We start from the raw sequence: 26,773 nt of genomic DNA, 5'->3' as shown, positions 1-26,773 counted from the left end.
GTAAATTTTGATGATTTAAGATATAAAATCCAAATCACCAAAGATGCATATTGATCGCCATCTCTCTTTCGAAAACAGCACACCCCTCTCCGTTATCCAGCAAAATAAAAGCCAAAAACGAGAGATGAACCTCATGTTTACGCTTTTTTCACCTTATTCCTTGCATGTTGAGGCATAATGTCAGCAAATTATTTTTTGTTGACTGGATTTAAGGTCGACCATCAATCTTATTCATCATTAAGTCTCTTCTATTAATAAACATGAACGGAGCAACAATGACACTTTCATCTATACAACAATTCAATGATGCTGCATCCGAACATATGCATTCTATCTTTAGTCAACAGCGTACTGCTTTCGACGCAAATCCTTATCCAGATTTAGAACATCGTCGTACTAAAATATTTCAAATTAAAAAACAAATAATTCGTTATCAAGATGTGATTGCGACGGCAATTAATACAGATTTCAGTTCCAGATCTGTTGATGAATCCAAGCTGCTGGATTTACTTGGCTCAGTACTAGAGGCAGAACATGCAATTCGTCATTTAAGACGTTGGATGCGCCCGAGCAAACGTAGCACCGAGTTATTATTTTTATCTAATCGTCTTCGTGTGCAATACCAGCCTAAAGGTGTGGTCGGGATTATTGTGCCTTGGAACTTCCCTGTTTATCTCGCCTTAGGCCCCTTGATTGCAGCCATTGCTGCGGGCAATCGCGTGATGATCAAGTTGCCTGAAGTCACCCCAGCAACCAATGCAGTGGTTAAACGTATGCTGGCTGAGGTTTTCACTGAAGATGAAGTTGCTGTTTTTGGTGAAGAAATTGTCAATCCTGCACAATTTACATCTTTGCCTTTCAATCATATTGTGTTTACCGGGTCACCTGCGATTGGTCGGGTGGTGATGCGCGCTGCTGCAGACAATCTAACGCCTGTAACACTTGAATTGGGTGGTAAATCACCTGCCCTGATTAGTCGTAGCTATCCTTTAGCTGATGCGGCAAAACGAGTTTTACATGGTAAAGCCACCAACTGCGGGCAAATCTGTGTTGCGCCAGACTATGCTTTAGTCCCAAAAGAACAAGTTGATGCATTCGTCACAGAATGCCAATCTAGCTTCACCAACATGTATGGAGCGAACATCAGTAACAATTCAAACTACACCTCCATTGTGAATGATCGTCATCTCAAGCGTTTATTAGAAATACTAGATGACGCCAAAGCTAAAGGCGCCCAAATTATTGCTTGTGGTGAATACGATCGCGATAAAGATGCGCGTCGTATGCCTGTCCATCTGGTACTCAATTGCACACCAGATATGCGTATTTTAAAAGAAGAATTATTTGGGCCTGTACTGCCTGTTGTCCCTTACGATAGTTTAGATGAAGCCATTCGATATATTCGAGAAGGTGAACGACCACTGGCTTTATATTGTTTTAGCCATGATGTGAGCGAGCGAGAGTACATCTTAAAACAAACTCACTCTGGGGGTGTCACCATCAATGACTGGGGCTGGCATGTGGTCAATCATGATGCGCCTTTCGGCGGTATTGGTAACTCAGGCATGGGGACTTATCACGGCGAAGAAGGCTTCCGAGAACTTTCACATGCTAAAACAGTCTTTGCCCGTCACCGCTTCTTTCCGACCCAACTGTTCTATCCGCCCTATGGCACATGGGTACAAAAACTGGCGTTACGTTTCTTCTTGAAGCAAGGCGATCCGAATATCAAATAAGTAAAACGCAGTACAAGCACGGTATATTGAAAAGCATCTCGTGATGGGGTGCTTTTTATCTCCCCTTCTTCTTTTACCTTCAAGTAAAATTGATGAGATAGGAGATGTATAGTCGCTCTAGTTCTTAGAATAAAATCATTCAAATGTGGTGAATTGACTTAAAAAACACCTAAAACATAAATTATGAAGAAATAAATCCTATTTTTTACAAAAAATCTTTGACCAAATAAAAAACTTTTTTTTCAAAATTGCAAAAAGAAATGATTATTATTTTAGAGTAATAATTTATATTTATCATTATTTTACAAATAAAAAAACATATGTATATAAATTTTTTAAGATTTATTTTTGTCCACTTTCATCTTTTCGTTAATACTGCTTAGTTCATTTAGAACATTTACTCTTATTTTAATTATGGTATTTTTGTTACATGAAGTTATAGCCAATCACAATAGATAACTTTTTTGTTGTCAGATCATAGCTTCTTAACACTAAAGAATCTTGAAGTTCAAGGAAAGATTTACAATGAAATTAAAACATCTTAGCACTGCCATGATCTTAGCAACGCTACCTGCAACTGGAGTTTTTGCAGCAGCGTTGGACCGTTCAGGTCAATCTATTTCTGCTTTTTTACAGCCGGGTAACTATTTTGAAGCGGGTATCTCTGTCCTAGACCCAACAGTGAAAGGTCAGGAAGCTGGTACATCAGCAACTACTCGTAAAATTGGCGATATGGGTGATGATTACTATTTCCCTAGCGCAGCATTAAAACTTCAACTCACTGATAAATTCTCTTTCGGTCTTCTGTATGACCAACCATTTGGTGCTGATGCAAAATATACTGGCGATAATGTTTTTGTTGCATCACCAAATGATCGCGTATTAAGTTCACTGCCTGTCACAACATCATCAATTGGTGGAGCAACAACTGGAAATACTTCTGTTGAGGTTGATTCACAGAACATTTCTATGATTTTCGGTTTCCAACCAACTCAAAATTTTAATATTTACGGTGGTGGTGTATACCAAACAATCAAAGGAAATGTGCATTTACGCGGTTCAGCTTATAGCGTGTTCAACGGTTATGATGCCACTATTAAAGAAGATGGTGCTGTAGGTTGGTTAGCAGGTGCTGCTTATCAAATTCCAGAAATTGCACTTAAAGCATCTATTACTTATCGCTCTGAAATTGACCATAAGTTTAATGCAAATGAAAATTTAAGTTTAGCGGCGCCGTTAGCTAATGCAGCTCCAGCATTAGGTGGTCTTGTTCCACCAGCATTATTACCAGCTATTTCTCAAGCAATTGGCGGCTTTGCAGCAGCAAACTCAGCTGAAGGCCAAAGTAAAATTACAACACCACAATCTGTTAACCTTGATTTCCAAACAGGTATCATGGCAAATACGGTTGCATTTGCAAATGTTCGCTGGGTGAACTGGAAAGACTTCTCAATCACTCCTTACAAATTTGGTAAAGCAGCTGAAGCAGTTGGACCATTAGTAAATCGTCCAAATGGTTTTTCTCTAGTTGAATATGCTGATGACCAATGGTCTGTAAACGCTGGTGTTGGTCGCAAACTGAGCGAGCAATGGGCAGGTAACGTTTCTGTAGGTTGGGATTCTGGTGCAGGTAACCCTGTTACGACACTTGGTCCAACTGAAGGCTACTGGAACGTGGGTCTAGGCTTACAATACAGCCCTACTCCTGCGACATTTATTGCGGGCGGCGTAAAATACTTCTGGTTAGGCGATGCTAAAGCACAAACTGGTGCTCAAGCGGGCGGCAATGACTATGTAGCTAAGTTTGAAGACAACAATGCAATCGCATATGGTTTAAAAATTGGTTATAAATTCTAATCCAATAATTTAAATCAAAAGGTCATCTCAAGATGGCCTTTTTTTATACAATTTTAATAAATAAAATCAAAATAATAGATAAACTCCCCTGCTCATTTATCACACGCAATCCACCTATATAAAACTTAAATGCTCAAGTATTTTTGGTGACCTTACCAGTTCATTTATGGACATTTGTAAAATATTTAAGCCTCTAAAAATTATGATACTTTTCGCGCCATTCTGTTACAAAGTGATTTGAGAGAACATATTAATGAAGCTGAATGCTATTCAAACGGCTCTTCTACTTAGCTTAGTTCCAACAACGACAACATTTGCCGCAGCACTGGATCGCTCAGGCCAATCAATTGCAGCGTTCCTACAACCAGACAATTATTTTGAAGCGGGTATTACGATTCTTGATCCAAATGTATCAGGTAAAGACATATCACAAAACAATACAGGCAATATGGCGAACCATTACTACTCGCCAAATGCTGCTTTAAAAATTCAGGCAACGGATCATTTTTCAATTGGTTTGATTTATGACCAGCCTTATGGTGCCGATGCAGAATATACAGGCCATAGTAACTTTATCGAAAGCCGCCCTGTTCCTTTCAAAGGTGGTACATCTGTTACGGTTGATACTGAAAACTTAAACCTGTTATTTGGTTACCAACCGAACCAGAACTGGAACCTGTATGCAGGTGCGGTTTATCAAACCTTAGACAGTACGGTGTTATTACGTGGCCAAAGTTATAGCGCATATAGCGGTTATGATTTCAAAACAGGTCGGGACGAAGCAGTTGGCTGGTTAGCAGGTGTGGCATATCAAATCCCTGAAATTGCACTCAAGGCTTCTTTAACTTATCGCGCCAAGATCAAGCATGAAATGAATGCTTATGAAACCCATAGTGTAGCAGGCATGACGGGTAATCCCGCTTTTGATGCTGTTTTAAATAAAATTAATAACTCAGAAGGTGTGACAGAAATTACGACACCTCAATCGGTTAACCTCGATTTCCAAACAGGCATTATGGAAAATACAGTTGCGTTTGCCAATCTACGTTGGGTGAACTGGAAAGACTTTGCCATTCGTCCTTATAAATTTGGTGCTGCTTCGACTTTACCCCCAATCATCGCATCAACAGGTAAAAAAGACGGTTTCGATCTAGTCGCTTATACCGAAGATCAATACTCAATTACTGCGGGTGTAGGTCGTAAAATCAATGATCAATGGGCAGGTAATCTATCTGTGGGTTGGGACTCTGGTGCTGGTAACCCTGTCACCACTTTAGGCCCAACTGAAGGTTACTGGAATGTCGGCGTGGGTGTGCAATATAGCCCTACCCCTGCAACCTTTATTGCGGGTGGTGTGAAATACTTCTGGCTCGGTGATGCAAAAGCGCAATCAGGTTCTCAATTTAATACACCAGGTTATGTGGCTGAATTTGAGAATAATGATGCAATCGCATATGGCTTAAAAATTGGCTATAAGTTCTAAGCAATCTCCCCTAACCCCTCTTTCAAAAAGAGGGGGAAACACCCTCCTTTTCTAAAGGAGGGTTGGGAGGATTCATTATTCTGGAATATCACGTTGTGATACTGAACGAATCGCCTGTTTTAATGCTTCATAGCCATGCAATGGTGGGAACTGTGGAAACTCGGCAATTACATTGGCTGGTGCATCGAACAAGAAACCATGATCGGCTTCACCCAGCATGGTGGTATCGTTATAAGAATCGCCTGCTGCAATAACACGGAAGTTCAAACCATGCAATGCTTTTACCGCCTGACGCTTTTGATCTGGCTGACGTAATTTATACGCGGTAATCATGCCATTTTCATCTGTCTCAAGTTTATGACAGAAAATCGTTGGCCATCCCAATTGTTTCATGAGTGGATGAGCAAATTCATAGAAAGTATCAGATAGAATGATCAGTTGAAAATGTGTACGCACCCATTCCACAAACTCTTTCGCACCTTCAAAAGGCCCCATATCTGCAATCACGGCCTGAATATCATTTAAGCCCAAACCATGCTGTTTTAAGATATTCAAACGTTGAGTCATCAACACATCGTAATCGGGAATATCACGTGTCGTTGCCTCAAGTTCTTTAATCCCTGTTTTTTTTGCAAAGTTAATCCAGATTTCTGGAACTAAAACCCCTTCAAGATCTAGGCATACGATTTCCATGCTTATTCAACTATCCTATGTGTTAAAAATTGCGCTAGTTTAACATGGAGATGTGCTCAACAATTGCCCTTTTTTCATGGTCTAACCATAGATTTTTTGAATAAGAATTTCCTTGGCGAACATATCCGATCAGACATAATTGCATTACTATATGAGGCAGTATGTCGTGTAAACGACGAAGACCGATGAGCATAAAAGGCAACGTGTTATGACTTTAAATTTGGATCAAATCAATACAGAATTTGGCAATGATGCTGAAAAACTAATTGAATGGGCATTAAGCTTAAATGAAAAGGCCATTGTGACAACGAATTTCCGTCCATTTGAAGCTGTCATTTTGCATATGTTGACCCGCGTCAAACCTGATATTCAGGTGGTCTGGATGGATAATGGTTACAATACCGAAACCACCTATAAGTATGTGGATGAAATTACCAAGTTACTGAACTTGAACCTTCTTACCTACTTACCAAAACGTTCACGTGCACATCGTGAAGCACTGGAAGGGCCTGTTCCAGCACTCGATGATCCAAAACACGAAGCATTTACTGCGGAAGTAAAATTAGAGCCGTTTGAACGTGCAATCCGTGAAACTGCTCCTAAAGTCTGGTTTACCGCTTTACGTGCTACAGATACCGCTGTACGTGCAGAAATGGATCCTGTCAGCATTAATCCAGATGGCCTGATCAAGGTTGCCCCATTATTAAAATGGACTTCAAAAGACCTTTGGGAATATATGCAAAAACATAATTTACCAGACAACGAAGATTACTTTGATCCGACAAAAGGTGAAGAGCATCGCGAATGTGGTTTACACTTAAATCACTGATTTCAGCGCTGCATTAAAATAAAACCACTGATTCATCAGTGGTTTTATTTTTCCTGACTCGTCTGTACAAAGTCATATTTTAACCAGAACAAACAGTATATACTTCGCAGAACGGTTCAATAATACTAATAAGAGCTCAAAGAGTATCTTATAAAAAATGCGATGAGAGGCTAGATCTGCTATGCGCCCACTACACCCCATTGATTTTATTTTTCTCTCGCTAGAGAAAAGACAACAGCCTATGCATGTAGGTGGCTTGTTTTTATTCGAGCTTCCAGAGAATGCTTCACCTACATTTGTGCATGATCTAGTTAACGAAATTCGTCAATCTAAAAGTATTCCTGTCCCGCCATTCAACAATCAGTTGAATGGTTTGTTCTGGGGTGAAGATAGCGAGTTTGATATCGACCATCATTTCCGTCATATCGCTTTGCCTAATCCTGGACGTATTCGTGAACTTCTGGTGTATATCTCTCAACAGCATAGTTCCTTGATTGATCGGGCCAAACCACTCTGGACATGTGACATTATCGAGGGTATTGAAGGCAACCGTTTTGCCATGTATTTCAAAATCCATCATGCGATGGTAGACGGCGTTGCAGGAATGCGCCTGATTGAAAAATCACTTTCTCATGATCCAAATGAAAAGCATGTTGTGCCGTTATGGTGTGTAGAAGGCAAAAGAACTAAACGTTTAAAAGCACCTAAGCCACCGACGGTGAGCAAAATTAAAGGCGTGATGGAAGGCATTAAATCCCAGCTTGAAGTAGCTCCAAAGGTCATGCAGGAGCTGTCACAAACCATTTTTAAAGAGATGGGTAGAAATCCAGACTATGTATCGACCTTTCAGGCACCGCCATCTATCCTGAATCAACGCGTGAGTTCTTCACGTCGCTTTGCTGCACAATCTTTTGAACTGGAACGTTTCCGTCGTATTGCCAAATCTTTGGGTGTGACCCTGAATGATGTGATTTTGGCAGTCTGCTCGGGCGCATTACGTGAATATCTACTCAGTCACAATAGCTTGCCTAAAAAGCCACTGATTGCGATGGTGCCTGCGTCTTTACGTACGGATGATTCTGATGTTAGTAACCGTATTACCATGATTCTGGCAAATCTTGCGACTCATATCGAAGACCCGATTGAGCGTTTGGAAATTATTCGTCGTAGCGTACAGAACTCAAAACAACGCTTTAGTCGTATGACCGCCAACGAAATCTTGAACTATAGCGCGGTGGTGTATGGCCCTGCTGGTTTAAACATTGCATCTGGCATGTTGCCTAAGCGTCAAGCGTTTAACCTTGTGATTTCAAATGTACCCGGCCCGCGTGAGCCATTGTATTGGAATGGTGCCAAACTAGATGCACTCTATCCTGCATCAATTGTGATGGATGGTCAGGCGCTGAATATCACCATGACAAGTTACTTGGACAAGCTGGAAGTCGGTTTGATTGCATGTCGCAATGCACTACCGAAAATGCAGAATTTACTGACTCATTTAGAAGAAGAAATTCAACGTTTTGAACAAGCGATTCAAGACTTGCCTCAACCGCAGAAAGCGGCGAATTAAATCCCAGAATAAATTAAGGGGCTTTCGTTAGCCCCTTACTTTTTAATTGTGCGGCAACGCTGCAAAAGCTGATGGCAGGCTGAACGAATCATCGCAGTGGTGATCTGAACTTCTTTACCTTGACTGTCTACCATATAGCATGTGTTTACAGGGTTACTGTCTAAAACATGTTTGAAACCGTGGTTCACTAATCTTTCACTCACATTCATAATTATATACCTCATATTATTTGCTAAGGTACCCAAAAGTACCTATGGCTCATTCTATGGTTCTAGTATTTAAAATTCATGATAGAAAGTAAAATTTCAGTTGTAACAAGGCTTAAGCGAAATCTTGTTACAACTTTAGGTTAAAATGATATCGTATTGCTCTTGCGTATACAGATTTTCCACCTGGAATTTAATCACACGATTAATAAAATGTTCTAAATCCGCGACAGCTGGGGCTTCTGCTGTTAATAGCCGATCAATGACCGCTGGGTGGGCAACGACAGTAAAGCCACCCTTGGAATCAAATGCGCGGGCATAACGTAAGATTTCTCGAAATATCTCGTAACATACTGTCTCTGCCGTCTTCACATAACCCCGTCCTTGGCAGGTTGGGCACGATTCACAAAGCAAATGTTCCAAAGATTCGCGTGTACGTTTACGCGTCATTTCCACTAAACCAAGCTCGGAAACCTGCGTAATTTTAGTCTTGGCATGATCGCGCTCAAGCATGCGTTCAAACTGACGCATCACTTCCTCTCGATGCTCAGCTTCTTGCATGTCGATAAAATCAATAATGATAATGCCACCCAGATTGCGCAGACGAAGTTGTCTTGCAATCACTTGTGTGGCTTCCATATTGGTTTTAAATACCGTGTCTTCTAAGCTACGCCCGCCGACATAAGAACCAGTGTTCACATCAATGGTGGTCATGGCCTCGGTCTGGTCTATCATCAGATAACCACCAGACTTGAGTGCTACACGGGTTTGTAGTGCTTTTTGAATATCTTCTTCGACGTTATATAAATCAAATAACGGCTTCTCGCCCGGATAATGAATCAAACGGTTTTGAATGGTCGGCACAAACTCATCCACAAACTCACTCAGTTTGCCGTGAATTTCCCGTGAATCGACATAAATTTTTGCCGTTTCATCACTCGCCAAATCACGCACGATGCGTTGCGGTAAAGGTAACTCTTCAAAAATCAGTTCAGCCGTCGCTGCTTCTTTTTGTTTACGCTGGATAAATTCCCATAATTTGCTGAGATAGCACATGTCTTGCGCAATCGCAGCTTCATCCACCCCTTCTGCGGCAGTACGTACAATCACACTGCCCGGCAAATGATGCTCAGCCTGAATACCTTCAATAATGCCACGTAAGCGGTCACGCTCTTCTTCAGATTCGATACGCTGAGACACACCAATGTGATTACCATAAGGCATCAACACCAGATAACGCGAAGGAATGGAAAGATCGGTACTTAAACGGGCACCTTTGGTTCCCAGCATGTCTTTCATGACCTGAACCGTCAGCATTTGCCCGGGATGTAATAACTCAAAGACATTTGGCGTAGGTTGCGAACGCGACCACACCATATCGTTAATATGCAAAAAAGCGGTTCGAGACAAACCAATATCAACAAAGGCCGCTTGCATACCCGGAAGTACACGCACAACTTTACCTTTGTAGATATTACCCACTAACCCACGTTTAACAGTACGCTCAACGAATAGTTCATTGACCGTACCATTTTCAATCAATGCCACACGACATTCCATCGGCGTGACGTTAATCAGCAACTCTTCTGCCATAACAAACTCAAAACTTTATAAAAATTCTTATATCCGAAAGTGTTATCCCCAGTATTCCAATACTTAGGCTTTAACTCTTTCTAATAACTGTGCTGTCTCGTATAGAGGCAAACCCACTACATTACTGTAGCTGCCCCGAATTTGAGGAATATATTGTGCAGCAATTCCCTGTATCGCATAGGCGCCAGCTTTTCCTATCGGCTCGCCAGTCGCCCAGTATTTTTCCATTTCTGCGTGACTCAGTTGCTGAAACTCAACTTGAGTGCGTACAGCAGTGCTGAGCATCTGTGCAGAAGTTGCAACACATAGACCAGAATAGACATCGTGCCATTGTCCAGAAAGTGCTGACCAGATTTCAAAGGCATGCTGCTTTGACTCTGGTTTTCCAATAATCTTGCCAGCAAAACTTAAACTGGTATCCGCCGCAATCACGATTGCATCAGGGAATTGAGCTAAAACAACTTGAGCTTTGGCTCTGGCCAGACGCTCAACATAGTGTTCAACAGCTTCCCCTTCTTGCACAGCCTCATCAACATCTGGGCTGTAGATTTCAAAATCTAGCCCCAGTTGCGTTAAGAGCTCCTGCCGACGAGGCGAGCTTGATGCAAGAATTATATGCGCCATTTATGTAAACAATAATAAACCAAGGGCCATGCTAACACACCTGTCACCACAGGTTGCCAATGACGAGCAATCGAAAAGTGAGTTCCCGCAATGGTCTGGCTAATCCACAGGAAGGTAATATGCGCAACAATGGCAATCACCGCAATCACCCATGAGTTCCCAAACGTCAGAATGCGACGCTCACGAATCAAATAACGTGTCGCAAAGGCAATCAGTACGAAACTCAGCGCATTTAAGCCAAAAGGCGCATCGAGTAATAGGTCGACAAAAAGCCCCATACCAAAGGCAAACCAGACTCCACACCAGACAGGCTGATATAGAATCCAGAACAGCATGATCATCAACATCATCGACGGTCGCCATCCAGAAGCCTCATAAGGCATCGGATAGACCATCAACACTGAGCCAATAACAATGGACAGGATGATCATCAACAATGGATCTTTACGTTTCTCATAGTTCAGTTTAGCGATCGGCATAAGGTTGCTCCTGCGCTAAAGATTCAGAGAATAATACGACCACATGATGACCACTTGCCAGTTGGGCAGCTGGAGCCACGTCAATTTCAGCAAATTCACCCGACGTATGCCGACTGACTTTTGATACCGTACCCACTAAGTAACCTGCTGGAAAATGTTCACCGAGTCCAGAACTAAATACCTTATCCCCAACCTGAATATTGGCGCTGGTCGGAACATATTCCATTTTGAGTTGTCCCAAATCACCTGTACCCGTGACAATGGCACGCATTCCCGTACGTTCTAAACGCACTGACAATGAATGTTCCTTATCAGATAGCAGCATAATCCGTGAACTATGTGGATAGACATTAATAATCTGCCCCATAATACCCTTATCATCCAGCACAGTTTGACCTGTTCTTAAATGATCCACGGAACCACGGTTAATGATAATAATATGTCGCAATGGGTCGGCATCTGTTCCAATCACTTCAGCAATCTGCATACGGCCATCAATAATTAATGGCGTATCCAACAGCCCTCTTAGACGGTTATTTTCCGCAGAAAGTTCTGATAGCTTTTGTAGACGGACTTGTGCCTGAAGAAGTTCAGCCTGCATGGCCGTATTTTCACGACGCAATTGGGCTTCAGATTTGGTTTGTTGGTTAAGCCATTCTCGCGACAGTACAGGATAGCTTGCCAGCGCATAAATAGGATTATACGCGGCATACAAGACATCCCTTGCTGGTTGAATTACATAGGGCATGCGCCAATCAAAGAAAAGCACCACCAAACATGTAATGACCGCAATGACAAATGAGCGAAAAGATGGCGGTTGTCTTGAAAAAAGATTCGGTTGCACCGCCTAGTCCTTATGATTTAACCAACGAAAAGCATGTCATGGTTTGGATTGTCAAAGAACTCTAAGACTTTACCGCCACCACGAGTGACGCAAGTTAAAGGATCATCCGCAACAATCACAGGCAAACCTGTTTCTTGAGCAAGCAATTTATCGAGGTTACGTAGTAATGCACCACCACCTGTCAAGACAATACCACGCTCTGCAATATCAGAAGATAATTCAGGTGGGGTTTGTTCAAGTGCAGATTTCACCGCACTCACGATGCTTTGTAATGGATCAGCAATGGCTTGAGTGATTTCATCAGAAGTCACGGTAATCGCGCGAGGTACACCCTCTGCCAGATTACGTCCGCGAACTTCGATTTCGAGGGTTTTGCCATCAGCAACAGCCATACCCACTTCTTTCTTGATCACTTCAGCTGTGGTTTCCCCGATCACACAACCGTGCGCTTTACGAACGTAGTTGATGATCTGTTCATCAAATACATCACCACCGATACGTAATGAATCTGCGTATACACAACCTTGTAATGAAATGATTGCGATTTCAGTCGTACCACCGCCCACATCTACAACCATCGAACCACAAGCTTGCTCAACTGGCATACCTGCGCCAATTGCAGCCGCCATCGGCTCTTCGATCAAGCGGACATCACGTGCGCCTGCATTGAATACAGCCTCACGAATTGCACGACGCTCAACCAAGGTTGATTTACATGGTACACACACCACAACACGTGGCGCTGGTGGGAATAAACGCTTCTCATGCACTTTGCCAATAAACTGATTCAACATGGTCTCAGTTACTTCAAAGTCAGCAATGACACCGTCTTTCATTGGACGAATCGCTGAAATATTCGCTGGTGTACGGCCTAACATTTGTTTAGCATCTAGACCTACAGCGGCAACAATTTTTTGCGAACCACTGTGACGAATTGCCACAACAGTTGGTTCATTTAATATAATGCCACGGCCTGGTGCATAAATAAGTGTATTTGCAGTACCTAAATCAATGGCTAAATCCGGCGAAAACAAGCCAATTAGTCGTTTTAGAATCACGGGGGCGTTCTCAATTAAACTTTGTGTGAATACAAGGTGGCAACTTTAACTAAATGTGATGATTTGAACAAGTCAATCGCTTATTATAACGCACGATATTTTGAAATTTTTTAATACTGAATTAGGTAAAGTTATGTCTACATCATCAGATGCTCAGCAGACAACAGACTTAAATGCGCAAACGGTATCGCAAATTGCACACCTTGCCCGTTTATCTCTCAATGACACGCAATCTGCTGAATATGCTCAAAGTTTAAATAAAATCCTTGGCATGATGGAAAGCTTGAAAGGCATTAATACCGATGATGTTGAGCCTTTAAAGAGCCCATTTGACAACCCGCAACCTTTACGCGCTGACGTTGTGACTGAAAGCAACCATCGTGATGAATATCAAGCGGTCGCACCTGCTACAGAAGCAGGTTTATACCTCGTACCTCGCGTAATTGAATAAGTTTTATTCGATTAGTCAATATTTTATATTTAGAATGTAAAGAAATTTTTCATATGACAGATTTACATCGCTTATCAATCCGTGAACTCTCTGAAGGCTTAAAAACAGCCCAATTTTCATCACGCGAATTGACTGAACATTATTTAAAGCGTATTGCCCACATTGACCCAAAAGTAAAAAGTTATGTGACGGTAACCGCAGAACAGGCACTTGCTGAAGCAGATGCCGCAGATGCTGCACTTAAGTCAGGCAATGCACACGCGTTGGCAGGTATTCCACTTGCACATAAAGATATTTTTTGTACCCAAGGCATTAAAACCACTGCTGGTTCAAAAATGCTGGATAATTTCATTTCACCTTACGATGCAACGGTTGTTGCAAAAGCGAAAGCTGCGGGTCTCGTGACTTTAGGTAAGGTGAACATGGATGAATTCGCAATGGGTTCAACCTCTGAAAATTCTTATGTCGGCGCAACCTCGAATCCGTGGGCACTGGATCACGTTCCGGGTGGCTCATCGGGTGGTTCTGCAGCAGCAGTTGCGGCTGATCTCGCACCGATTGCGACAGGTACAGATACAGGCGGCTCAATTCGTCAACCTGCTTCATTCTGTGGCTTAACCGGCTTAAAACCGACTTATGGTCGTGTATCTCGCTTCGGTATGATTGCGTATGCTTCATCTCTCGATCAAGGCGGCCCAATGGCGCGCTCGGCGGAAGACTGTGCATACTTGATGAATGTGATTGCGGGTCACGATGCCAAAGACTCTACTTCGATCAATAAAGAAGTGGATGATTATGTTGCCAACCTAAACGGCACGGCGGTGAAAGGTTTACGCATTGGTATTCCAAAACAGTACTTCAATGTTGCTGGTTTAGATGCAGATGTGAAAGCACGCGTTGAAGAGTCATTGAAAAAGCTTGAAGAGATGGGCGCAATCTTGGTTGAGATTGATCTCAATATGACTGAAGCCTATGTACCAACTTACTACTTGATCGCTCCTGCAGAAGCATCTTCAAACTTGTCACGTTTTGACGGCGTTCGTTATGGCTACCGTTGTGAAAATCCTGTGGACTTGATGGACTTGTACAAACGTTCACGTTCAGAAGGTTTTGGTGCAGAAGTACAACGTCGTATCCTGATCGGGACTTATGCCCTTTCTGCGGGTTATTACGATGCTTACTACGTCAAAGCACAAAAAGTACGTCGTTTGATCCAGCAAGATTTCTTGAAAGCATTTGAAAATGTTGACGTGATTGCTGCACCATCTGCTCCAACCACTGCCTACAAAATCGGTGCCAACCTCAGCCCGACTGAAATGTATTTAGGTGATATCTATACGCTTGCTGTGAATTTGGCAGGCCTACCAGCCATCAACGCACCTGTTGGTTTTGATAAAGACAGCTTGCCTGTAGGCTTACAGTTGATTGGTAACTACTGGTCAGAATCACAATTGCTTTCGATTGTGCATCAATATCAACAAAACACAGACTGGCATACCAAACGTGCGGCAATTGCTGAGGAGAATGCATAATGACTGAAGCTCAAAAGTTAAAGTTAATTGACGGTTGGGAAGTCGTTATCGGGATCGAGATCCACACGCAGTTGGCGACCAAGTCTAAAATCTTCTCAGGTTCATCGACTGAATTTGGTCAAGACCCAAATACACAAGCCAGCCTTGTTGATCTAGCAATGCCGGGTGTTTTACCTGTATTGAATGCTGAAGTGGTTGATCTTGCGATTCGCTTCGGTTTGGGTATCGATGCCTATATCGATCAAGCCTCTGTGTTTGCACGTAAGAACTACTTTTACCCAGATTCGCCAAAAGGCTACCAGATCAGCCAGATGGACAATCCGATTGTGGGCTTGGGTCATATCGACATCCAGCTTGAAGATGGCACTTTGAAGCGTATTGGCGTGACTCGTGCCCATCTTGAAGAAGATGCCGGTAAATCGATTCATGATCAGTTCGAAGGCATGTCGGGCATCGACTTAAACCGTGCTGGTACACCATTGCTAGAAATCGTATCTGAGCCAGATATGCGTTCGGTTGAAGAAGCGGTTGCTTATATCAAATCGATTCACACCTTGGTGCGTTGGTTAGGTATTTCTGACGGTAACATGGCAGAAGGTTCATTCCGTGCTGACTGTAACGTGTCGTTGCGTCGTCCGGGTCAACCGTTCGGTACGCGTTGCGAGTTGAAAAACCTCAACTCATTCCGATTCATTGAACAAGCAATCAATGTTGAAATTGAACGCCAAATGGAAATCTTGGAATACGGCGGTGAGATCGATCAGGAAACGCGTTTGTTCGACCCGAACAAGATGGAAACCCGTTCAATGCGTTCGAAAGAAGAAGCGAACGACTATCGCTACTTCCCAGATCCAGACTTATTACCAGTAATCATTGCCGATGAGCAAATCGAAGCGGCACGCGCTGCCCTTCCAGAATTGCCTAAAGCACGCCGTGCACGCTTTATCGCTGACTTTGGTGTGACTGAGTACGATGCACACGTATTGACGCTGTCACGCGAAATGGCGGACTTCTACGAAGCGGTTGTGGCTGCTGCTGGCGGTGCGAAACAAGGTAAAGTCTCTGCAAACTGGGTAATGGGTGAATTCTCAGGTGCTCTAAACAAAGCAGGCCTAGAATTGGCTGACTCTCCTGTTTCTGCTGAGCAGTTGGGTGGCATGATTGCACGTATTATCGATAACACCATCAGCGGTAAAATCGCGAAGCAAGTGTTTGGCTTTATGTGGGAAGCAGAAGGTAAATCTGCGGATGACATCATTGCTGAAAAAGGCTTGAAGCAAGAAACTGATACAGGCGCGATTGAAGCGATCATCAAAGAAGTTCTTGCAGCCAACGAAAAAATGGTTGAAGAATACAAGTCTGGTAAAGAGAAAGCCTTTAACGGTCTTGTCGGTCAAGTGATGAAAGCCTCTAAGGGTAAAGCTAACCCTGCTCAAGTGAATGAATTAATGAAGAAATTGATTGGTTAAAATAATCTAATTTCAAAAGAAAACCCGCTTTAGAGCGGGTTTTTTTATATCTTTAACTTATTGCGATCATCATCAATATAGGACATCGTAATATCAATTAAGCAATCAATTAACTCTTCAAAGCTAAAGCCTGTATTTTGAGATGAAAAGAAGTTCATCGTGAGCGCAACACTTGAGTTAATTAAAATATAAACCATCAATTTCAGATTTTTTATTCTCAAAACCTCTGGATGTTTTACCGCATATTCAATCGCTAACGTATTGATTGCCTTCACTGCTTTTACATGACTGGCTTCGGTACTATATTTGCTCGAAACACTGAGCCAATAGAAATATTTATTCTCATCTTTCGCTAAAAATTCACCAATGTGCAAAAAAATGGATCTGATCGCTTCTGGAATTTCCATTTCTTGAATTCTGGGGATGACTTCGTAAATCACTTTAGCCAGCTCAGCAATAAAATGTTGTTGCATCTCGACAAACAAGGCTTCTTTGTTTTTAAAATATTCATAAAAACTTCCAGAACCAACGCCTGCAATCTCACATACTTTCAGTACAGTTGTATGATCTAATCCATTATTTTTTACTAATATAAATCCTGCATCAACTATAGAACTATAAGTATTTTTTGATCGACTTTGCTTTGGTTTTCTTATAGTTACCATTATGAAAATCTCCTTATTAAATCCGTCTTTTTTCCGTACAAATTCATTGATAGATTCTATATACAAACTCAAGATTGTTCAAATTAACATCTATCTATAAGGGAAAAGAAAATGAATATAGCTTCACAATCTCTACAAAGAATCGTTCGTCGTAATGTGATTATTCCTTTTGATAAGAACAAAAAGTTTACTTTTTACTATGAAGAGAATTCGGTTGTGACCTCTCTTTTTGTTGTATTGTCAGCCATGTTTCCACCCGGTGAAATGTTTTTCATTGAGAGTGTGCGCAATGTTCGTGATCAAATTTCAGATGAGAAATTACTAGACGATATTCGAAATTTTATTGCGCAAGAAGCCTTTCATAGTCGGGAACATCAGTCTCTCAATGAGCATCTTATCCAGTCGGATTATCCTGAAGTTGTGGAGATAGAAGCTAAAACCAAAGCGAAATTAGATGAATTTCGCAGACTTCCTAAAGTTGAACAACTAGCTGCAACCGTGGTGATGGAACACTATACGGCAACCCTTGCACGATTATTATTAACTGATCCGTTAATTAAACAGAGAACGACGCAAGACAGTAGAAACCTATGGGAATGGCATGCGCTGGAAGAGTTAGAACATAAATCTGTGGCATTTGATGTGTTGAATGCCATAGGTGGCAATACGGCTAAAAATAGAAGGATTGCACTCAGTAGGGTTACCAGACTCCTCTCTCCTGTACTTTTTCATTACTGGATCAAAATATTAAGACGGAGTGATATTCAGTTTTCGCTTCGGGAGCTCAAAGATGGTTTATATCTAGGCTTTGGAGGAATTAATCGTGTAGGGATTATCACTAAAGCAATGGTTGAGATGCTGGATGTACGAGATAAAGATTTCAATCCCCTACACATGCAAACTGAGCAGCTCGAAGCAGAATATCGAGAAAAATTGTTTGGTGAAAATGGTATTTTAAAAAGTGCGTTTAAAAGCTGATTGATTTTAGAGTTAGAAAATCCTTAACGGTCTTGCTAGACAAGTAATGAAAACATCTAAGGGAAAGCCCTCTTTTTTAGAGTGGGTTTTCTTATTTTATAAGGTAAAATACCTGCACAATAATTTTTCAAATCAAAACTAACATGATCGTTAAATTTATGAAAAAGAGATTATTTCTTAGCACTTGTTTACTTTTAATCAGCAATTCTAATTTTGCACAAACACCTCAAGTTCCTAAAGCTGATACTGAGGCTATTTTTAAAGCAGCAGGCTTTTCAAAAACAAAATATGGTTGGGAAGGTAACTGCGATATAGGTGAAATCACTACATATAAAGACTTAAATGGTGATGGACTAAAAGATGCCATTATTTCAGATGCTGACTCAACATGTTATGGTCGAGAAATGGTTGGTTATCACATCATTTCCCAACAGAAAAAAGGGATATGAAAAATGATCGTCGAAAACCGAGGCACTCCAACTTTCTTAGACACAAAAGGTAAAGATGGTTGGCCAGATCTTATTAATAAAGGTTCTGGTTTTTGCTTTGCTGTATTCCGTTGGGATGGTCAAGAATATAAGGTTCACCGTTATGAATATGAAGGTAAAGCATGCTCATTACGATAAATGAAAATGCAATAAAATAAATCCCTCATGAACGAGGGATTTTATAACTTATTAACGTATCACACCCAACTTATTCCAGATATCTGGAGTTAAAAAAGTCGTCACTAATTTATTTAAATCAATATAACGTAACGTGCCTTGCAACTGCTGTCTGACCGCTGGATCTTTAACAATATCCTCACCCGCGCTTTGACCTAACTGCTGAAAAGCCTCTCCAACAGCCTTAACACCTTCCGCCTGAATCACGGCTTTAGTCTGCGTTGAACACTGCTCCACAATCACACGCTGTAACACCTGTGCCAGCTTCTGATCCAACTGGGTTTTCTGCTCAGGCGTAACATTACTAAATGCTTTTAAATCAGGATGTGCAGCCAAAGCACTATACGTCCATTGCAAAACTGTGGTTTTATCCGCTGCGGTGGTCGCTTTCACCAAACAGTCACTCAGTTGATCAACTGTTGGCCCTGCCATTGCCACTTGGGTTGTACCCAGCACAACCGCAGCCATGAACACAGAACGTCTCAAATGAGAAAATTTACGGCGGGCAGAAGTATAAACACGAGACATAAGTACAGTTCCAAATTGCAATCTTTCCCTTTGTACCATGTACAAGGCAAATCATCTGTTATGACGCTGTAAATTGCGTAAGCCCACGCCTTTAAAGCTTTGGCAAAGTGTAAAATGATCCTCTAAAACAATCCTATATTTCTGAATGCGCATTTATTCCATACCTGCATAATCCCATGATGCGGGTATATTCGGCTGCTTCGGTACTTTATTTAAATCAATATTGAGGTTGCGACTGCCTTTAAACGATTTCTCGCCCGAATCTGATGCCGGTGATACATCTAGGCTGTAACGATAACGGAATTGCCATAACATTGGTTTGATCGGACGGATATCCAGACTCAACCCATCTTCATCATGACAGTTGCCTTTGGAATTTTCATAATCCTGTTCCGAGAAACAGGCCCGAATCATACGATTAAAACTAAAAGGATAATTTTCAATAAAATGATGGGTTTTGCCTGAATCCTTTAATTCATAAAAACTGGCACGCTCAATCCCCGCCCCACCACCTGAATACATTTCAGAAAACGTATCAATCACTGCAACGGCATAGCGGTTCTGATCCATCGGGAACAGTTTAGGAAAAATATACTGTCCTGATCTTGCCATCTCCTCCGCAGGTGTTAATGGAATATGCCATTGCTTCAATAATTTAAAGCCAGAACTTGAGCGATTAAACTGGACAATATTTCCCTCAGATAATAACCATACATCTTGAGGAGGTATTTTTAAGCTCAGCCACTTTGCTTGCTGAGTACAAAGGTCTTTGACTTGGTCACAAAGTTGTTTTTGTTCTGACTGGCTCAGTTGTGCTTTTTTAAACTCCAGAATCTGTAATGGCGCAGCAAAAGTAGAGACACTCATGTAACTCAACACCGCAGTGAAAATGACTCGACTCAATCTATTGTTATTTTTAAACATGGCATTTCCTTAGGCTATTTTTATCGATTTATCCAATGATTTTACAATTGCTTGAGTTTGATCTGGTGATAAATCTTCATCATCCGAAATATGTTAATTTAAAGCGAAACTTAAAACACGCCATTAAAAATGAAAATATTCCTTACCACTTCTGCTTTTGTATTCTCAATCTTCGCTTCGGTGACACATGCTGAGATTCACGATTTCAAACCGAATTTTCCTCAATTCTCAAATACAGCACAACAACGTCAAACCCAAAACCAAATCTATGCACTGGGTGAAGTCTCCTTTGCCAATGACGTTCGTGTACCGTTCTATGGGATTACCGCGCCAAATCCTGTCGATGATGGTCTATTAAAAGATTTTAAAACCTGTACGGCAAAAAGTTGTCATTTCAATTTTAAATTAGCTGCCGATCAGGCCAAGCAACTTAAACTGGTTGCATTGCCTGAAATTGGTCTTGTACTTGTACCTAGTGACTGGCGCGATGTAGAAGCACATGCAGGAGCAAATGGTACAGGCTCAGCATTACTCATGAGTCCAAATCAGAAACAAGCCATTGAACTCTACGATTCATCTGTTTGTGTGGGCTGTGGTATGCCCAATGCCAGCCTTTATTTTCCAGACTTGCTAAAACAAAGTATTGAAAATGAATATGGCGGATATAAAGATCCAAAGAAATTAGTCAACCTTGTACATCCTTCCAAACAAGTGGCCTTCTTTAGTTATCAGATTCCAAAGCTGAATAACAAAACCCATGGTGTGGCTAAATATATCGATGATGGCGACTTTAACTTCAGGATCATTAAAGTAACGCTAGATAAATCCCAACAGCCTTTGGTTGGGACGATTTTAAATTTTTATCATTTTACCCATTAGCCTGAGATTATGTTTAAGCAGACTGGCTGGCTCTGAGCAGATTCAGGAAATGCTCGACCCGAACATTATTTTCTTTATTTCGAAAAATCGCATAAATGGGTGCAATACAGGGTTTTTTCGCCTCCAGACTGCGATAGACAATTTGCTTGTTCCAAAAATCCTGAATTGAAGCGGGCACAATGGAAATGCCGATCCCCGCAGCAATCAAATTAAGACTTGAAGTTAAGCGCGGTGCTTCCTGCACAATATTGGGATTAAAACCAGCCTGATAGCAATTCGCCAGAATATTATCAAACAGGTCCTGTCCAGCAATACGGCGATACAATACAAACTCATAAGGCTCAAGGTCTAGCAGACGAATAGGCCCCTCTTCAACGGCTAGAGGATGATTACTGGGTAATGCCACAATTAATGGTTCATCCAGCACATGCAGACTTTGCAATCCAATACGAATCGGCGCAGGCTTGCGTAAAAACACAATATCTAGCTCTTGATTAATCACTGCATCGGTTAAGGAGCTACTACTTTTTTCTTCCAGATGAATAGCGACAGCAGGAAACTTCTCTCTGAACTGACGCAATAAGGCAGGCAGAAATGTATGTAAACCTGCGGAGTTGGTAAAACCGATATTGATCTGTCCTTCCAGACCTTGGGCAATATTTTTTACCCGTTTCGGAATGGATTGGGCATGCGCCAGAATCGTGATGGCTTCCTGATATAAAGCCTTCCCCGCTTCGGTGACTTCAACCCCACGCGGCAAACGTTTGAGCAATGTTGTATCCAACTCCTCTTCCAGACTTTTGATTAGTCGGGTCAAAGGTGGCTGTTGCATGTGTAATCGAACAGCAGCTTTGGAAATATTACTTTCCTCAACCACAGCAACGAATGCGTTCAGTTTATGGATATCAATCATACATACCTTAAAAGTATATCTAACAGCAAAAATAGCATTTGTGAATATACCATAAATCTTTCATGCTATAGCTCATGAAGTTGAACAGAAAGGTTATCCAATGAAAGCCCAAGCCCTATCAATACAGAATGAGCCCATCACAACCGCTCCTGATTGTAAGGCATTATTCACGGGATTTATGAAGTTGGGATTGATGGGTTTTGGTGGGGTTTTACCCTTGGCTCATCGCATCATCGTTGAAGAACACAAATGGATAGATGAAGGCAAATTTACCGACTTGTTAGGCGTCTGCCAATTATTGCCCGGCGGCAACATCATCAATATGGCTGTTGCGATTGGCATGGAATTCGAAGGTGTTAAAGGCGCAATCAGCTCAGTGCTTGGATTGATCTCCGCACCAACCGCAATCGTACTGACTATCTATCAGGTGTATGAATATTTTCAGTATCTCCCAGCAGTCAAACATATGATTCAAGGTCTAGCGGCAGCGGCGGCAGGCTTACTGTTTGCAACAGGATTGAAGATGCTCAGACCGATCTTAAAAAGTTACCTGACCATCTTTACCATTGGATTGACCTTCGTCTTTATGATCTGGATCAAGCTCCCACTGGCACTGACTTTAGCCATTCTACTCGCAATTAACATGCTGGTTTTAGGAGTGAAAAAATCATGATCTTACTCACCCTTGCCATCGTTTTTACTCAACTTTCATTGCTGGCTTTTGGTGGTGGCAACGCCATTCTGCCCGAGATGCAGCATCAGGTTGTTACCGTCCATCAATGGCTCACTGCCGAGCAATTTAGCTCACTGTTTGCGATGGCCCAAGCGGCTCCAGGCCCGAATATGATGATCGTGCCTTTGGTGGGTTGGCATGTCGCAGGCCCAGCAGGACTACTGGTTACGTCACTAGCGAAGTTTGGTCCCTCATCTATCATTACCATTTATGCACTTAAATTCTGGGAACGTTTTAAAGCCAATCCACTACGCGCTCGTTTTGAAAAAGCCCTGAAACCGATTACTGTAGGTTTAGTGCTGGTCAGTGCATGGTTGATTGCAGATGCATCTGCACAAAACCTGCTGCTGGTGATGATCGTGATTGTCACTGCAATCCTCGGCATGTTTAAAAAGATTCATCCGCTCTGGGTGATGGCTGCGGGTGCTGGACTGGGAATCGCCTTCCTCTAACAAGCAATAAAAAACCTGCTTGATGCAGGTTTTTTATTGAATCTCGAATTACCAGATGCTGACCCGTTTTTCAGGCGCCAAATACATTTTGTCCCCTTCCTTAATCTTGAATGCATCATAGAACGGTGCTTGATTGACTAAAGCGCCATTGGCCCGAACTTTATCTGGCGAATGTGGATCTGTTTTTAAATATACAATCGCTTGAGCTTCTCGGGTCTTGGCACGCCAGACCTGTGCCCAACCCATGTAGAAACGCTGTTCACCAGTTCGACCTTCAATAACAGGTGCTGGCTTGCCTGCCAATGAAATTTGATAGGCTTTATAAGCAATTGATAGTCCAGAATTATCTGCAATATTTTCACCCAAAGTCAGTTCACCATTGACGTGATACCCCGCAATTGGTTCATAGGCATTGTACTGTGCCACCAAAGCCTGTGTTTTGGCTTTAAAGCGCTTGTGATCTTGGGCAGTCCACCAATTGCGCATATTGCCCAATTCATCAAACTGACTACCCTGATCATCAAAACCATGACTAATCTCATGTCCAATGACACTGCCGATGCCGCCATAATTCACCGCATCATCGGCATCGATATTAAAAAATGGCGGTTGTAAAATGGCGGCCGGGAATACGATTTCATTAGATGATGGATTGTAATAGGCATTCACCGTCTGTGGTGTCATAAACCATTCATCACGATCCACTGGCTTACCTAATTTATCTAAATCATCTTGATGCTCAAACTCGCTGGCACGAATCACGTTGCCAATGAGGTCACCATCTTTAATATCTAGCGCTGAGTAATCACGCCATTTCTTCGGATAACCGACTTTAATCGACAAACTGGATAATTTCTTTTTGGCCTGTACTTTGGTTTCAGGACTCATCCAGTCCAATTGGCTAATACTTTGATCATAAGCCTGTATCAGGTTCTGAACCAAAGCATCCATGCGTTGTTTTTTATCCGCAGAAAAATGCTTTTCCACATAGATTTTGCCTAGACCATCGCCCAATACCCCATTCACAGTTTGTACACCACGTTTCCAGCGCACTTCCTGTTCGGCAACATCACGTAAAGTCTTACCGTAGAAAGCAAAACTTTCATCGACAAAGGCTTTATTGAGATAAGGCGCAAAACTGCTGATGAGATTCCATTTAAAATAAGCCTTCCAAACGTTTAAAGGAGTTCGATCAATCACTGGATCAAGGGATTGAAAATAACTTAACTGGTTCACCTGAATGGTCTGGATTTTATCCTTCACCCCAACCGAGCTGAGATAAGTGTTCCAATCAAATGTCGACGTCAATTTTTTTAGATCTTTGGTTTTATAAATATTATAACGCTTGGATAAATCACGATTCTGAACATTGCTCCACTGAATCTTCGCCAATTCCGTTTCAAGCGTTAAGATTTCTTTTGCATGTTGAGCCGCTTGCTGATCACCTGACAATTGCAGCATACGTTCAATATGCTTGAGATATTTTGCACGCGTTTCTACAAATTTCTGATCATCTTTTAAATAGTAGTCACGATCAGGCAACCCCAGTCGACGTTGCACCAATCCCACAATCATCACATCAGAGCGCTTCATATCCTGTCCAATACTGATATCAAACGGCGTTCTGACGCCAATTCGAGAAAAATGCCCCATTAACTGGGCAAAACCTTTTTTACTTTGAAGTGCATCGACCCGTGCTAACTCTGGCTGCAAAGGTTGAATGCCCTTCGCTTCAATCGCTTTTTCATCCATAAAACTGGCATACAGACTGGCAATCTTTTGCTCTACGCTGCCTGCTGCCCATTTTTGTGCAGTCAAGTCTTCAACGATGCGATGTAATTGATTGGTTGATAATTCATGTAACTCATTGAATGCACCCCAACGTGCCTTATCCGCTGGAATCTCAGTTTGTTTCAGCCATGTTCCATTCACATAATCATAAAAATCATTATTTGCACTGCCATTCTGATCAATATACTGTTGATCAATGCCTGAGATTTTTTGAGTTGGGGCGGATTGAATAGCTTGAGCTGCCCAGACATTTATTGTTGTCGCAGTCAGCGCAACGGCCAAGGCACTTTTAAGCAATAAAGGTTTCATGATTTATCCTGTTTATTTAAGTTCTAAGCGATACAAGAGAAAAATGAGAGATCATTAATTTTATCAACAAACTATAGTGAAACACTTTTGCTGAATAAAGTCATTTTCCCTGCAATATATATTCACTTTTCACATAAAAACTAATACACAAAAAATCATCGCCCATAAAACAAGCCTTAGTGCTGAACTAAGGCTTTGCTATACAAATGACTGAACTAATCCAAGATTTTTTCAAAAGCTTTAAGACGTTTATGAATCGAAAGTAACTCTACAATTGTTTTCCAAGAAGTAATCAGATATTGAAAGGATTCTCGTACTTTATCGAAAATATTACCTATCTGGTTAATTAGACCCAAAGTCATCTTACCTGAAGCGATTGCTGGGAATAGAACCATCAAACTATAGAGAATATCGAGCTGTTTGTACCAAATTGCGACCAGATTGAAATAAGCATAATGAAAATAGAGACGGAAATAGTTTTTCCGTACACCTGTAAATAATTCTTTTAATGTCAGTGGATCAGCACGATCTGCATGATCCTCACCATATACCAACTCTTTACGATAAGCTGCTTCGACTTTCTGGTTATTGAATTGCAGTCCAGGTAATTTAACACCTACAACCATCAATAACACAGTACCAAAAATCGCCCATACTATCGCAGCCCAAACTAAAGAGTGGCTAATTTCCCCTACAACAGGAAGCTCTGGGACATGTTTTGAAAACTCAAATAATAAAGGTAAAAATGCAATTAAGACCATAACAGCTTTAATCAACTCTACCCCTAAATCTTCAAGTATCGTGGCAAAACGCATCGTGTCTTCCTGCACACGTTGAGCAGCACCTTCAATATGACGTAATTGTTCCCAATGAGCGGTATAATACTCATTCATGGCAGTCCGCCAACGAAATACATAATGGCTAGTAAAGAAAGAGTTCACAACCACTAAAGTCACAGCAACCATTGCTATATATAGGAATGTTAATGTTCCCATATAGAGTTCTTTAATGTCTCCACCACCATTCGCAAGCATTTTTTGAATCAGATCCCAAAATGGACCATACCAAGCATTGATTGCAACACTCACCTGCACGTCGAACCAGATATTAAACAGGATAAAGGCGGAACCCCAGATCGACCATTTTTGCCATTTATTATCTGACATCAAACGCCAGAACCCAGCAAATAGCGCTGTGGCAGCAAAGAACCAGCAATAAAACCAGATAAATGAAGGTGCCCAGAACCGACTTACACCTATCGGTAGTTCAGCATCAGCATAGCCTTTAGGAAAACCAAGATACTCTCCCCAACTATGCCCACCGGTATACCAGAGCAACATGTTGAGCGATAACCACACAATCACTGAAATAAAAAACAATCGTGGATTAGGAAAAAAAGACTTAAACATCGTGTTTAACAATCCTTGTTGTGCTGCAATTAACTTTAATGCGTCATCCTATGACTCAAAACTTAAAACTATCTGATAGAAAAGTTTTATGATTTGTAGTTAT

25 protein-coding genes and 1 pseudogene are annotated in these 26,773 nt (G+C 41.6%); 13 read left to right on the top strand and 13 right to left on the bottom strand.

Annotation, left to right across the window (positions count from 1 at the left end; genetic code table 11):
• Positions 1 to 275: 275 nt before the first annotated feature.
• The 3 genes from IEV36_RS05105 (at position 276) to IEV36_RS05095 (ending at position 5,076) form a co-directional block, all read left to right on the top strand.
• Positions 276 to 1,736, top strand: a complete 1,461-nt coding sequence (locus IEV36_RS05105; protein ID WP_005259299.1) for a coniferyl aldehyde dehydrogenase — start codon at positions 276 to 278, stop codon at positions 1,734 to 1,736.
• Positions 1,737 to 2,261: 525 nt separating this feature from the next.
• The gene (locus IEV36_RS05100; RefSeq protein ID WP_005259301.1) at positions 2,262 to 3,593 is read left to right on the top strand and encodes an outer membrane protein transport protein; all 1,332 of its coding nucleotides are present in this window, start codon (positions 2,262 to 2,264) and stop codon (positions 3,591 to 3,593) included.
• A gap of 253 nt (positions 3,594 to 3,846) precedes the next feature.
• Positions 3,847 to 5,076 carry an OmpP1/FadL family transporter gene (locus IEV36_RS05095; protein WP_005259303.1) on the top strand — a complete coding sequence of 410 codons (1,230 nt, stop codon included), beginning with the start codon at positions 3,847 to 3,849 and terminating at the stop codon, positions 5,074 to 5,076.
• Positions 5,077 to 5,151: 75 nt separating this feature from the next.
• Here IEV36_RS05095 and thrH read toward each other — a convergent pair whose 3' ends face one another.
• Entirely contained in the window at positions 5,152 to 5,769 is a 618-nt protein-coding gene (thrH, locus tag IEV36_RS05090) for a bifunctional phosphoserine phosphatase/homoserine phosphotransferase ThrH (RefSeq protein ID WP_004652299.1), read from the bottom strand.
• A 208-nt stretch (positions 5,770 to 5,977) separates the two neighbouring features.
• On the opposite strand from thrH, the gene IEV36_RS05085 reads away from it, so the two are divergent.
• Both IEV36_RS05085 and IEV36_RS05080 read left to right on the top strand, forming a co-directional pair.
• Positions 5,978 to 6,598: a phosphoadenosine phosphosulfate reductase domain-containing protein gene (locus tag IEV36_RS05085; protein WP_005259304.1), complete on the top strand. Its 621-nt coding sequence runs from the start codon at positions 5,978 to 5,980 to the stop codon at positions 6,596 to 6,598.
• A 181-nt stretch (positions 6,599 to 6,779) separates the two neighbouring features.
• The gene (locus tag IEV36_RS05080) at positions 6,780 to 8,168 is read left to right on the top strand and encodes a WS/DGAT/MGAT family O-acyltransferase (protein WP_004775297.1); all 1,389 of its coding nucleotides are present in this window, start codon (positions 6,780 to 6,782) and stop codon (positions 8,166 to 8,168) included.
• Positions 8,169 to 8,203: 35 nt separating this feature from the next.
• On the opposite strand, the gene IEV36_RS18775 is transcribed toward IEV36_RS05080, so the two are convergent.
• The 6 genes from IEV36_RS18775 to IEV36_RS05055 all read right to left on the bottom strand — a co-directional run bounded on the left by IEV36_RS18775 (position 8,204) and on the right by IEV36_RS05055 (position 12,972).
• A complete protein-coding gene (locus IEV36_RS18775) occupies positions 8,204 to 8,377 on the bottom strand; it encodes a PA1571 family protein (protein ID WP_004775299.1) in 174 nt (57 codons plus the stop codon).
• A gap of 135 nt (positions 8,378 to 8,512) precedes the next feature.
• Entirely contained in the window at positions 8,513 to 9,967 is a 1,455-nt protein-coding gene (gene rng, locus IEV36_RS05075; RefSeq protein WP_004775302.1) for a ribonuclease G, read from the bottom strand.
• Between the two features lie 63 nt (positions 9,968 to 10,030).
• Positions 10,031 to 10,591 carry a Maf-like protein gene (locus IEV36_RS05070; protein WP_005259307.1) on the bottom strand — a complete coding sequence of 187 codons (561 nt, stop codon included), beginning with the start codon at positions 10,589 to 10,591 and terminating at the stop codon, positions 10,031 to 10,033.
• A complete protein-coding gene (gene mreD / locus IEV36_RS05065; RefSeq protein ID WP_005259310.1) occupies positions 10,579 to 11,070 on the bottom strand; it encodes a rod shape-determining protein MreD in 492 nt (163 codons plus the stop codon). The genes IEV36_RS05070 and mreD overlap by 13 nt, the downstream gene beginning before the upstream one ends.
• Positions 11,057 to 11,914: a rod shape-determining protein MreC gene (mreC, locus tag IEV36_RS05060; protein WP_004775307.1), complete on the bottom strand. Its 858-nt coding sequence runs from the start codon at positions 11,912 to 11,914 to the stop codon at positions 11,057 to 11,059. The genes mreD and mreC overlap by 14 nt, the downstream gene beginning before the upstream one ends.
• 17 nt (positions 11,915 to 11,931) lie before the next feature.
• Positions 11,932 to 12,972 carry a rod shape-determining protein gene (locus tag IEV36_RS05055; protein ID WP_004775309.1) on the bottom strand — a complete coding sequence of 347 codons (1,041 nt, stop codon included), beginning with the start codon at positions 12,970 to 12,972 and terminating at the stop codon, positions 11,932 to 11,934.
• 133 nt (positions 12,973 to 13,105) lie between these two features.
• Here IEV36_RS05055 and gatC point away from each other — a divergent pair, with 133 nt between their 5' ends.
• The 3 genes from gatC to gatB are packed head-to-tail and all read left to right on the top strand — an operon-like array spanning position 13,106 to position 16,424.
• Positions 13,106 to 13,423, top strand: coding sequence for an Asp-tRNA(Asn)/Glu-tRNA(Gln) amidotransferase subunit GatC (gene gatC, locus IEV36_RS05050; protein ID WP_004652310.1), 318 nt, complete (start codon positions 13,106 to 13,108; stop codon positions 13,421 to 13,423).
• Between the two features lie 53 nt (positions 13,424 to 13,476).
• Positions 13,477 to 14,955, top strand: a complete 1,479-nt coding sequence (gene gatA, locus IEV36_RS05045; RefSeq protein WP_005259311.1) for an Asp-tRNA(Asn)/Glu-tRNA(Gln) amidotransferase subunit GatA — start codon at positions 13,477 to 13,479, stop codon at positions 14,953 to 14,955.
• Entirely contained in the window at positions 14,955 to 16,424 is a 1,470-nt protein-coding gene (gatB, locus tag IEV36_RS05040; RefSeq protein ID WP_005259312.1) for an Asp-tRNA(Asn)/Glu-tRNA(Gln) amidotransferase subunit GatB, read from the top strand. The genes gatA and gatB overlap by 1 nt, the downstream gene beginning before the upstream one ends.
• Before the next feature lie 44 nt (positions 16,425 to 16,468).
• Here gatB and IEV36_RS05035 read toward each other — a convergent pair whose 3' ends face one another.
• Positions 16,469 to 17,089 carry a TetR/AcrR family transcriptional regulator gene (locus IEV36_RS05035; protein ID WP_005259313.1) on the bottom strand — a complete coding sequence of 207 codons (621 nt, stop codon included), beginning with the start codon at positions 17,087 to 17,089 and terminating at the stop codon, positions 16,469 to 16,471.
• 111 nt (positions 17,090 to 17,200) lie between these two features.
• On the opposite strand from IEV36_RS05035, the gene IEV36_RS05030 reads away from it, so the two are divergent.
• Together IEV36_RS05030 and IEV36_RS05025 are read left to right on the top strand one after the other, a co-directional pair.
• Complete coding sequence (locus IEV36_RS05030; RefSeq protein ID WP_005259314.1) at positions 17,201 to 18,067, top strand: metal-dependent hydrolase; 867 nt, start codon at positions 17,201 to 17,203, stop codon at positions 18,065 to 18,067.
• A 143-nt stretch (positions 18,068 to 18,210) separates the two neighbouring features.
• Positions 18,211 to 18,693 (top strand): annotated as a pseudogene (locus IEV36_RS05025) (hypothetical protein).
• A gap of 51 nt (positions 18,694 to 18,744) precedes the next feature.
• On the opposite strand, the gene IEV36_RS05020 reads toward IEV36_RS05025, so the two are convergent.
• Together IEV36_RS05020 and IEV36_RS05015 are read right to left on the bottom strand one after the other, a co-directional pair.
• Positions 18,745 to 19,260, bottom strand: coding sequence for a hypothetical protein (locus tag IEV36_RS05020; protein ID WP_005259318.1), 516 nt, complete (start codon positions 19,258 to 19,260; stop codon positions 18,745 to 18,747).
• A 153-nt stretch (positions 19,261 to 19,413) separates the two neighbouring features.
• The gene (locus tag IEV36_RS05015; RefSeq protein WP_005259319.1) at positions 19,414 to 20,184 is read right to left on the bottom strand and encodes a hypothetical protein; all 771 of its coding nucleotides are present in this window, start codon (positions 20,182 to 20,184) and stop codon (positions 19,414 to 19,416) included.
• Positions 20,185 to 20,313: 129 nt separating this feature from the next.
• Between IEV36_RS05015 and IEV36_RS05010 the strand changes: the two genes are divergently transcribed.
• Positions 20,314 to 21,063 carry a DUF4850 domain-containing protein gene (locus IEV36_RS05010; RefSeq protein WP_005259320.1) on the top strand — a complete coding sequence of 250 codons (750 nt, stop codon included), beginning with the start codon at positions 20,314 to 20,316 and terminating at the stop codon, positions 21,061 to 21,063.
• A gap of 13 nt (positions 21,064 to 21,076) precedes the next feature.
• Here IEV36_RS05010 and IEV36_RS05005 read toward each other — a convergent pair whose 3' ends face one another.
• Complete coding sequence (locus IEV36_RS05005) at positions 21,077 to 21,976, bottom strand: LysR family transcriptional regulator (RefSeq protein WP_005259321.1); 900 nt, start codon at positions 21,974 to 21,976, stop codon at positions 21,077 to 21,079.
• A gap of 100 nt (positions 21,977 to 22,076) precedes the next feature.
• On the opposite strand from IEV36_RS05005, the gene IEV36_RS05000 reads away from it, so the two are divergent.
• Both IEV36_RS05000 and IEV36_RS04995 read left to right on the top strand, forming a co-directional pair.
• Entirely contained in the window at positions 22,077 to 22,649 is a 573-nt protein-coding gene (locus IEV36_RS05000) for a chromate transporter (protein ID WP_005259322.1), read from the top strand.
• Positions 22,646 to 23,161, top strand: coding sequence for a chromate transporter (locus tag IEV36_RS04995; RefSeq protein WP_004775328.1), 516 nt, complete (start codon positions 22,646 to 22,648; stop codon positions 23,159 to 23,161). Before IEV36_RS05000 ends, IEV36_RS04995 begins: the two co-directional genes overlap by 4 nt.
• A gap of 48 nt (positions 23,162 to 23,209) precedes the next feature.
• Here the strand turns inward: IEV36_RS04995 and IEV36_RS04990 are convergent, their stop codons facing one another.
• On the bottom strand, positions 23,210 to 25,261 hold the full coding sequence (locus tag IEV36_RS04990) for a M13 family metallopeptidase (RefSeq protein WP_005259323.1): 2,052 nt from the start codon (positions 25,259 to 25,261) through the stop codon (positions 23,210 to 23,212).
• A 215-nt stretch (positions 25,262 to 25,476) separates the two neighbouring features.
• The gene (sbmA, locus tag IEV36_RS04985) at positions 25,477 to 26,670 is read right to left on the bottom strand and encodes a peptide antibiotic transporter SbmA (RefSeq protein ID WP_005259325.1); all 1,194 of its coding nucleotides are present in this window, start codon (positions 26,668 to 26,670) and stop codon (positions 25,477 to 25,479) included.
• Positions 26,671 to 26,773 lie beyond the last annotated feature (103 nt).

The sequence above is a fragment of the Acinetobacter vivianii genome, from assembly GCF_014635885.1.
Lineage (GTDB): Bacteria > Pseudomonadota > Gammaproteobacteria > Pseudomonadales > Moraxellaceae > Acinetobacter > Acinetobacter vivianii.
Note: the sequence above shows the minus strand (reverse complement) of the source record. Positions and strands in the feature narration are given on the sequence as shown.

Bases quoted from the DNA above. Each gene is read 5' to 3' on its own strand.
- IEV36_RS05105 (WP_005259299.1), top strand. From the start codon at position 276: ATGACACTTTCATCTATACAACAATTCAATGATGCTGCATCCGAACAT.
- IEV36_RS05100 (WP_005259301.1), top strand. From the start codon at position 2,262: ATGAAATTAAAACATCTTAGCACTGCCATGATCTTAGCAACGCTACCT.
- IEV36_RS05095 (WP_005259303.1), top strand. From the start codon at position 3,847: ATGAAGCTGAATGCTATTCAAACGGCTCTTCTACTTAGCTTAGTTCCA.
- thrH (WP_004652299.1), bottom strand. From the start codon at position 5,769: ATGGAAATCGTATGCCTAGATCTTGAAGGGGTTTTAGTTCCAGAAATC.
- IEV36_RS05085 (WP_005259304.1), top strand. From the start codon at position 5,978: ATGACTTTAAATTTGGATCAAATCAATACAGAATTTGGCAATGATGCT.
- IEV36_RS05080 (WP_004775297.1), top strand. From the start codon at position 6,780: ATGCGCCCACTACACCCCATTGATTTTATTTTTCTCTCGCTAGAGAAA.
- IEV36_RS18775 (WP_004775299.1), bottom strand. From the start codon at position 8,377: ATGAATGTGAGTGAAAGATTAGTGAACCACGGTTTCAAACATGTTTTA.
- rng (WP_004775302.1), bottom strand. From the start codon at position 9,967: ATGGCAGAAGAGTTGCTGATTAACGTCACGCCGATGGAATGTCGTGTG.
- IEV36_RS05070 (WP_005259307.1), bottom strand. From the start codon at position 10,591: ATGGCGCATATAATTCTTGCATCAAGCTCGCCTCGTCGGCAGGAGCTC.
- mreD (WP_005259310.1), bottom strand. From the start codon at position 11,070: ATGCCGATCGCTAAACTGAACTATGAGAAACGTAAAGATCCATTGTTG.
- gatC (WP_004652310.1), top strand. From the start codon at position 13,106: ATGTCTACATCATCAGATGCTCAGCAGACAACAGACTTAAATGCGCAA.
- gatA (WP_005259311.1), top strand. From the start codon at position 13,477: ATGACAGATTTACATCGCTTATCAATCCGTGAACTCTCTGAAGGCTTA.
- gatB (WP_005259312.1), top strand. From the start codon at position 14,955: ATGACTGAAGCTCAAAAGTTAAAGTTAATTGACGGTTGGGAAGTCGTT.
- IEV36_RS05035 (WP_005259313.1), bottom strand. From the start codon at position 17,089: ATGGTAACTATAAGAAAACCAAAGCAAAGTCGATCAAAAAATACTTAT.
- IEV36_RS05030 (WP_005259314.1), top strand. From the start codon at position 17,201: ATGAATATAGCTTCACAATCTCTACAAAGAATCGTTCGTCGTAATGTG.
- IEV36_RS05020 (WP_005259318.1), bottom strand. From the start codon at position 19,260: ATGTCTCGTGTTTATACTTCTGCCCGCCGTAAATTTTCTCATTTGAGA.
- IEV36_RS05015 (WP_005259319.1), bottom strand. From the start codon at position 20,184: ATGTTTAAAAATAACAATAGATTGAGTCGAGTCATTTTCACTGCGGTG.
- IEV36_RS05010 (WP_005259320.1), top strand. From the start codon at position 20,314: ATGAAAATATTCCTTACCACTTCTGCTTTTGTATTCTCAATCTTCGCT.
- IEV36_RS05005 (WP_005259321.1), bottom strand. From the start codon at position 21,976: ATGATTGATATCCATAAACTGAACGCATTCGTTGCTGTGGTTGAGGAA.
- IEV36_RS05000 (WP_005259322.1), top strand. From the start codon at position 22,077: ATGAAAGCCCAAGCCCTATCAATACAGAATGAGCCCATCACAACCGCT.
- IEV36_RS04995 (WP_004775328.1), top strand. From the start codon at position 22,646: ATGATCTTACTCACCCTTGCCATCGTTTTTACTCAACTTTCATTGCTG.
- IEV36_RS04990 (WP_005259323.1), bottom strand. From the start codon at position 25,261: ATGAAACCTTTATTGCTTAAAAGTGCCTTGGCCGTTGCGCTGACTGCG.
- sbmA (WP_005259325.1), bottom strand. From the start codon at position 26,670: ATGTTTAAGTCTTTTTTTCCTAATCCACGATTGTTTTTTATTTCAGTG.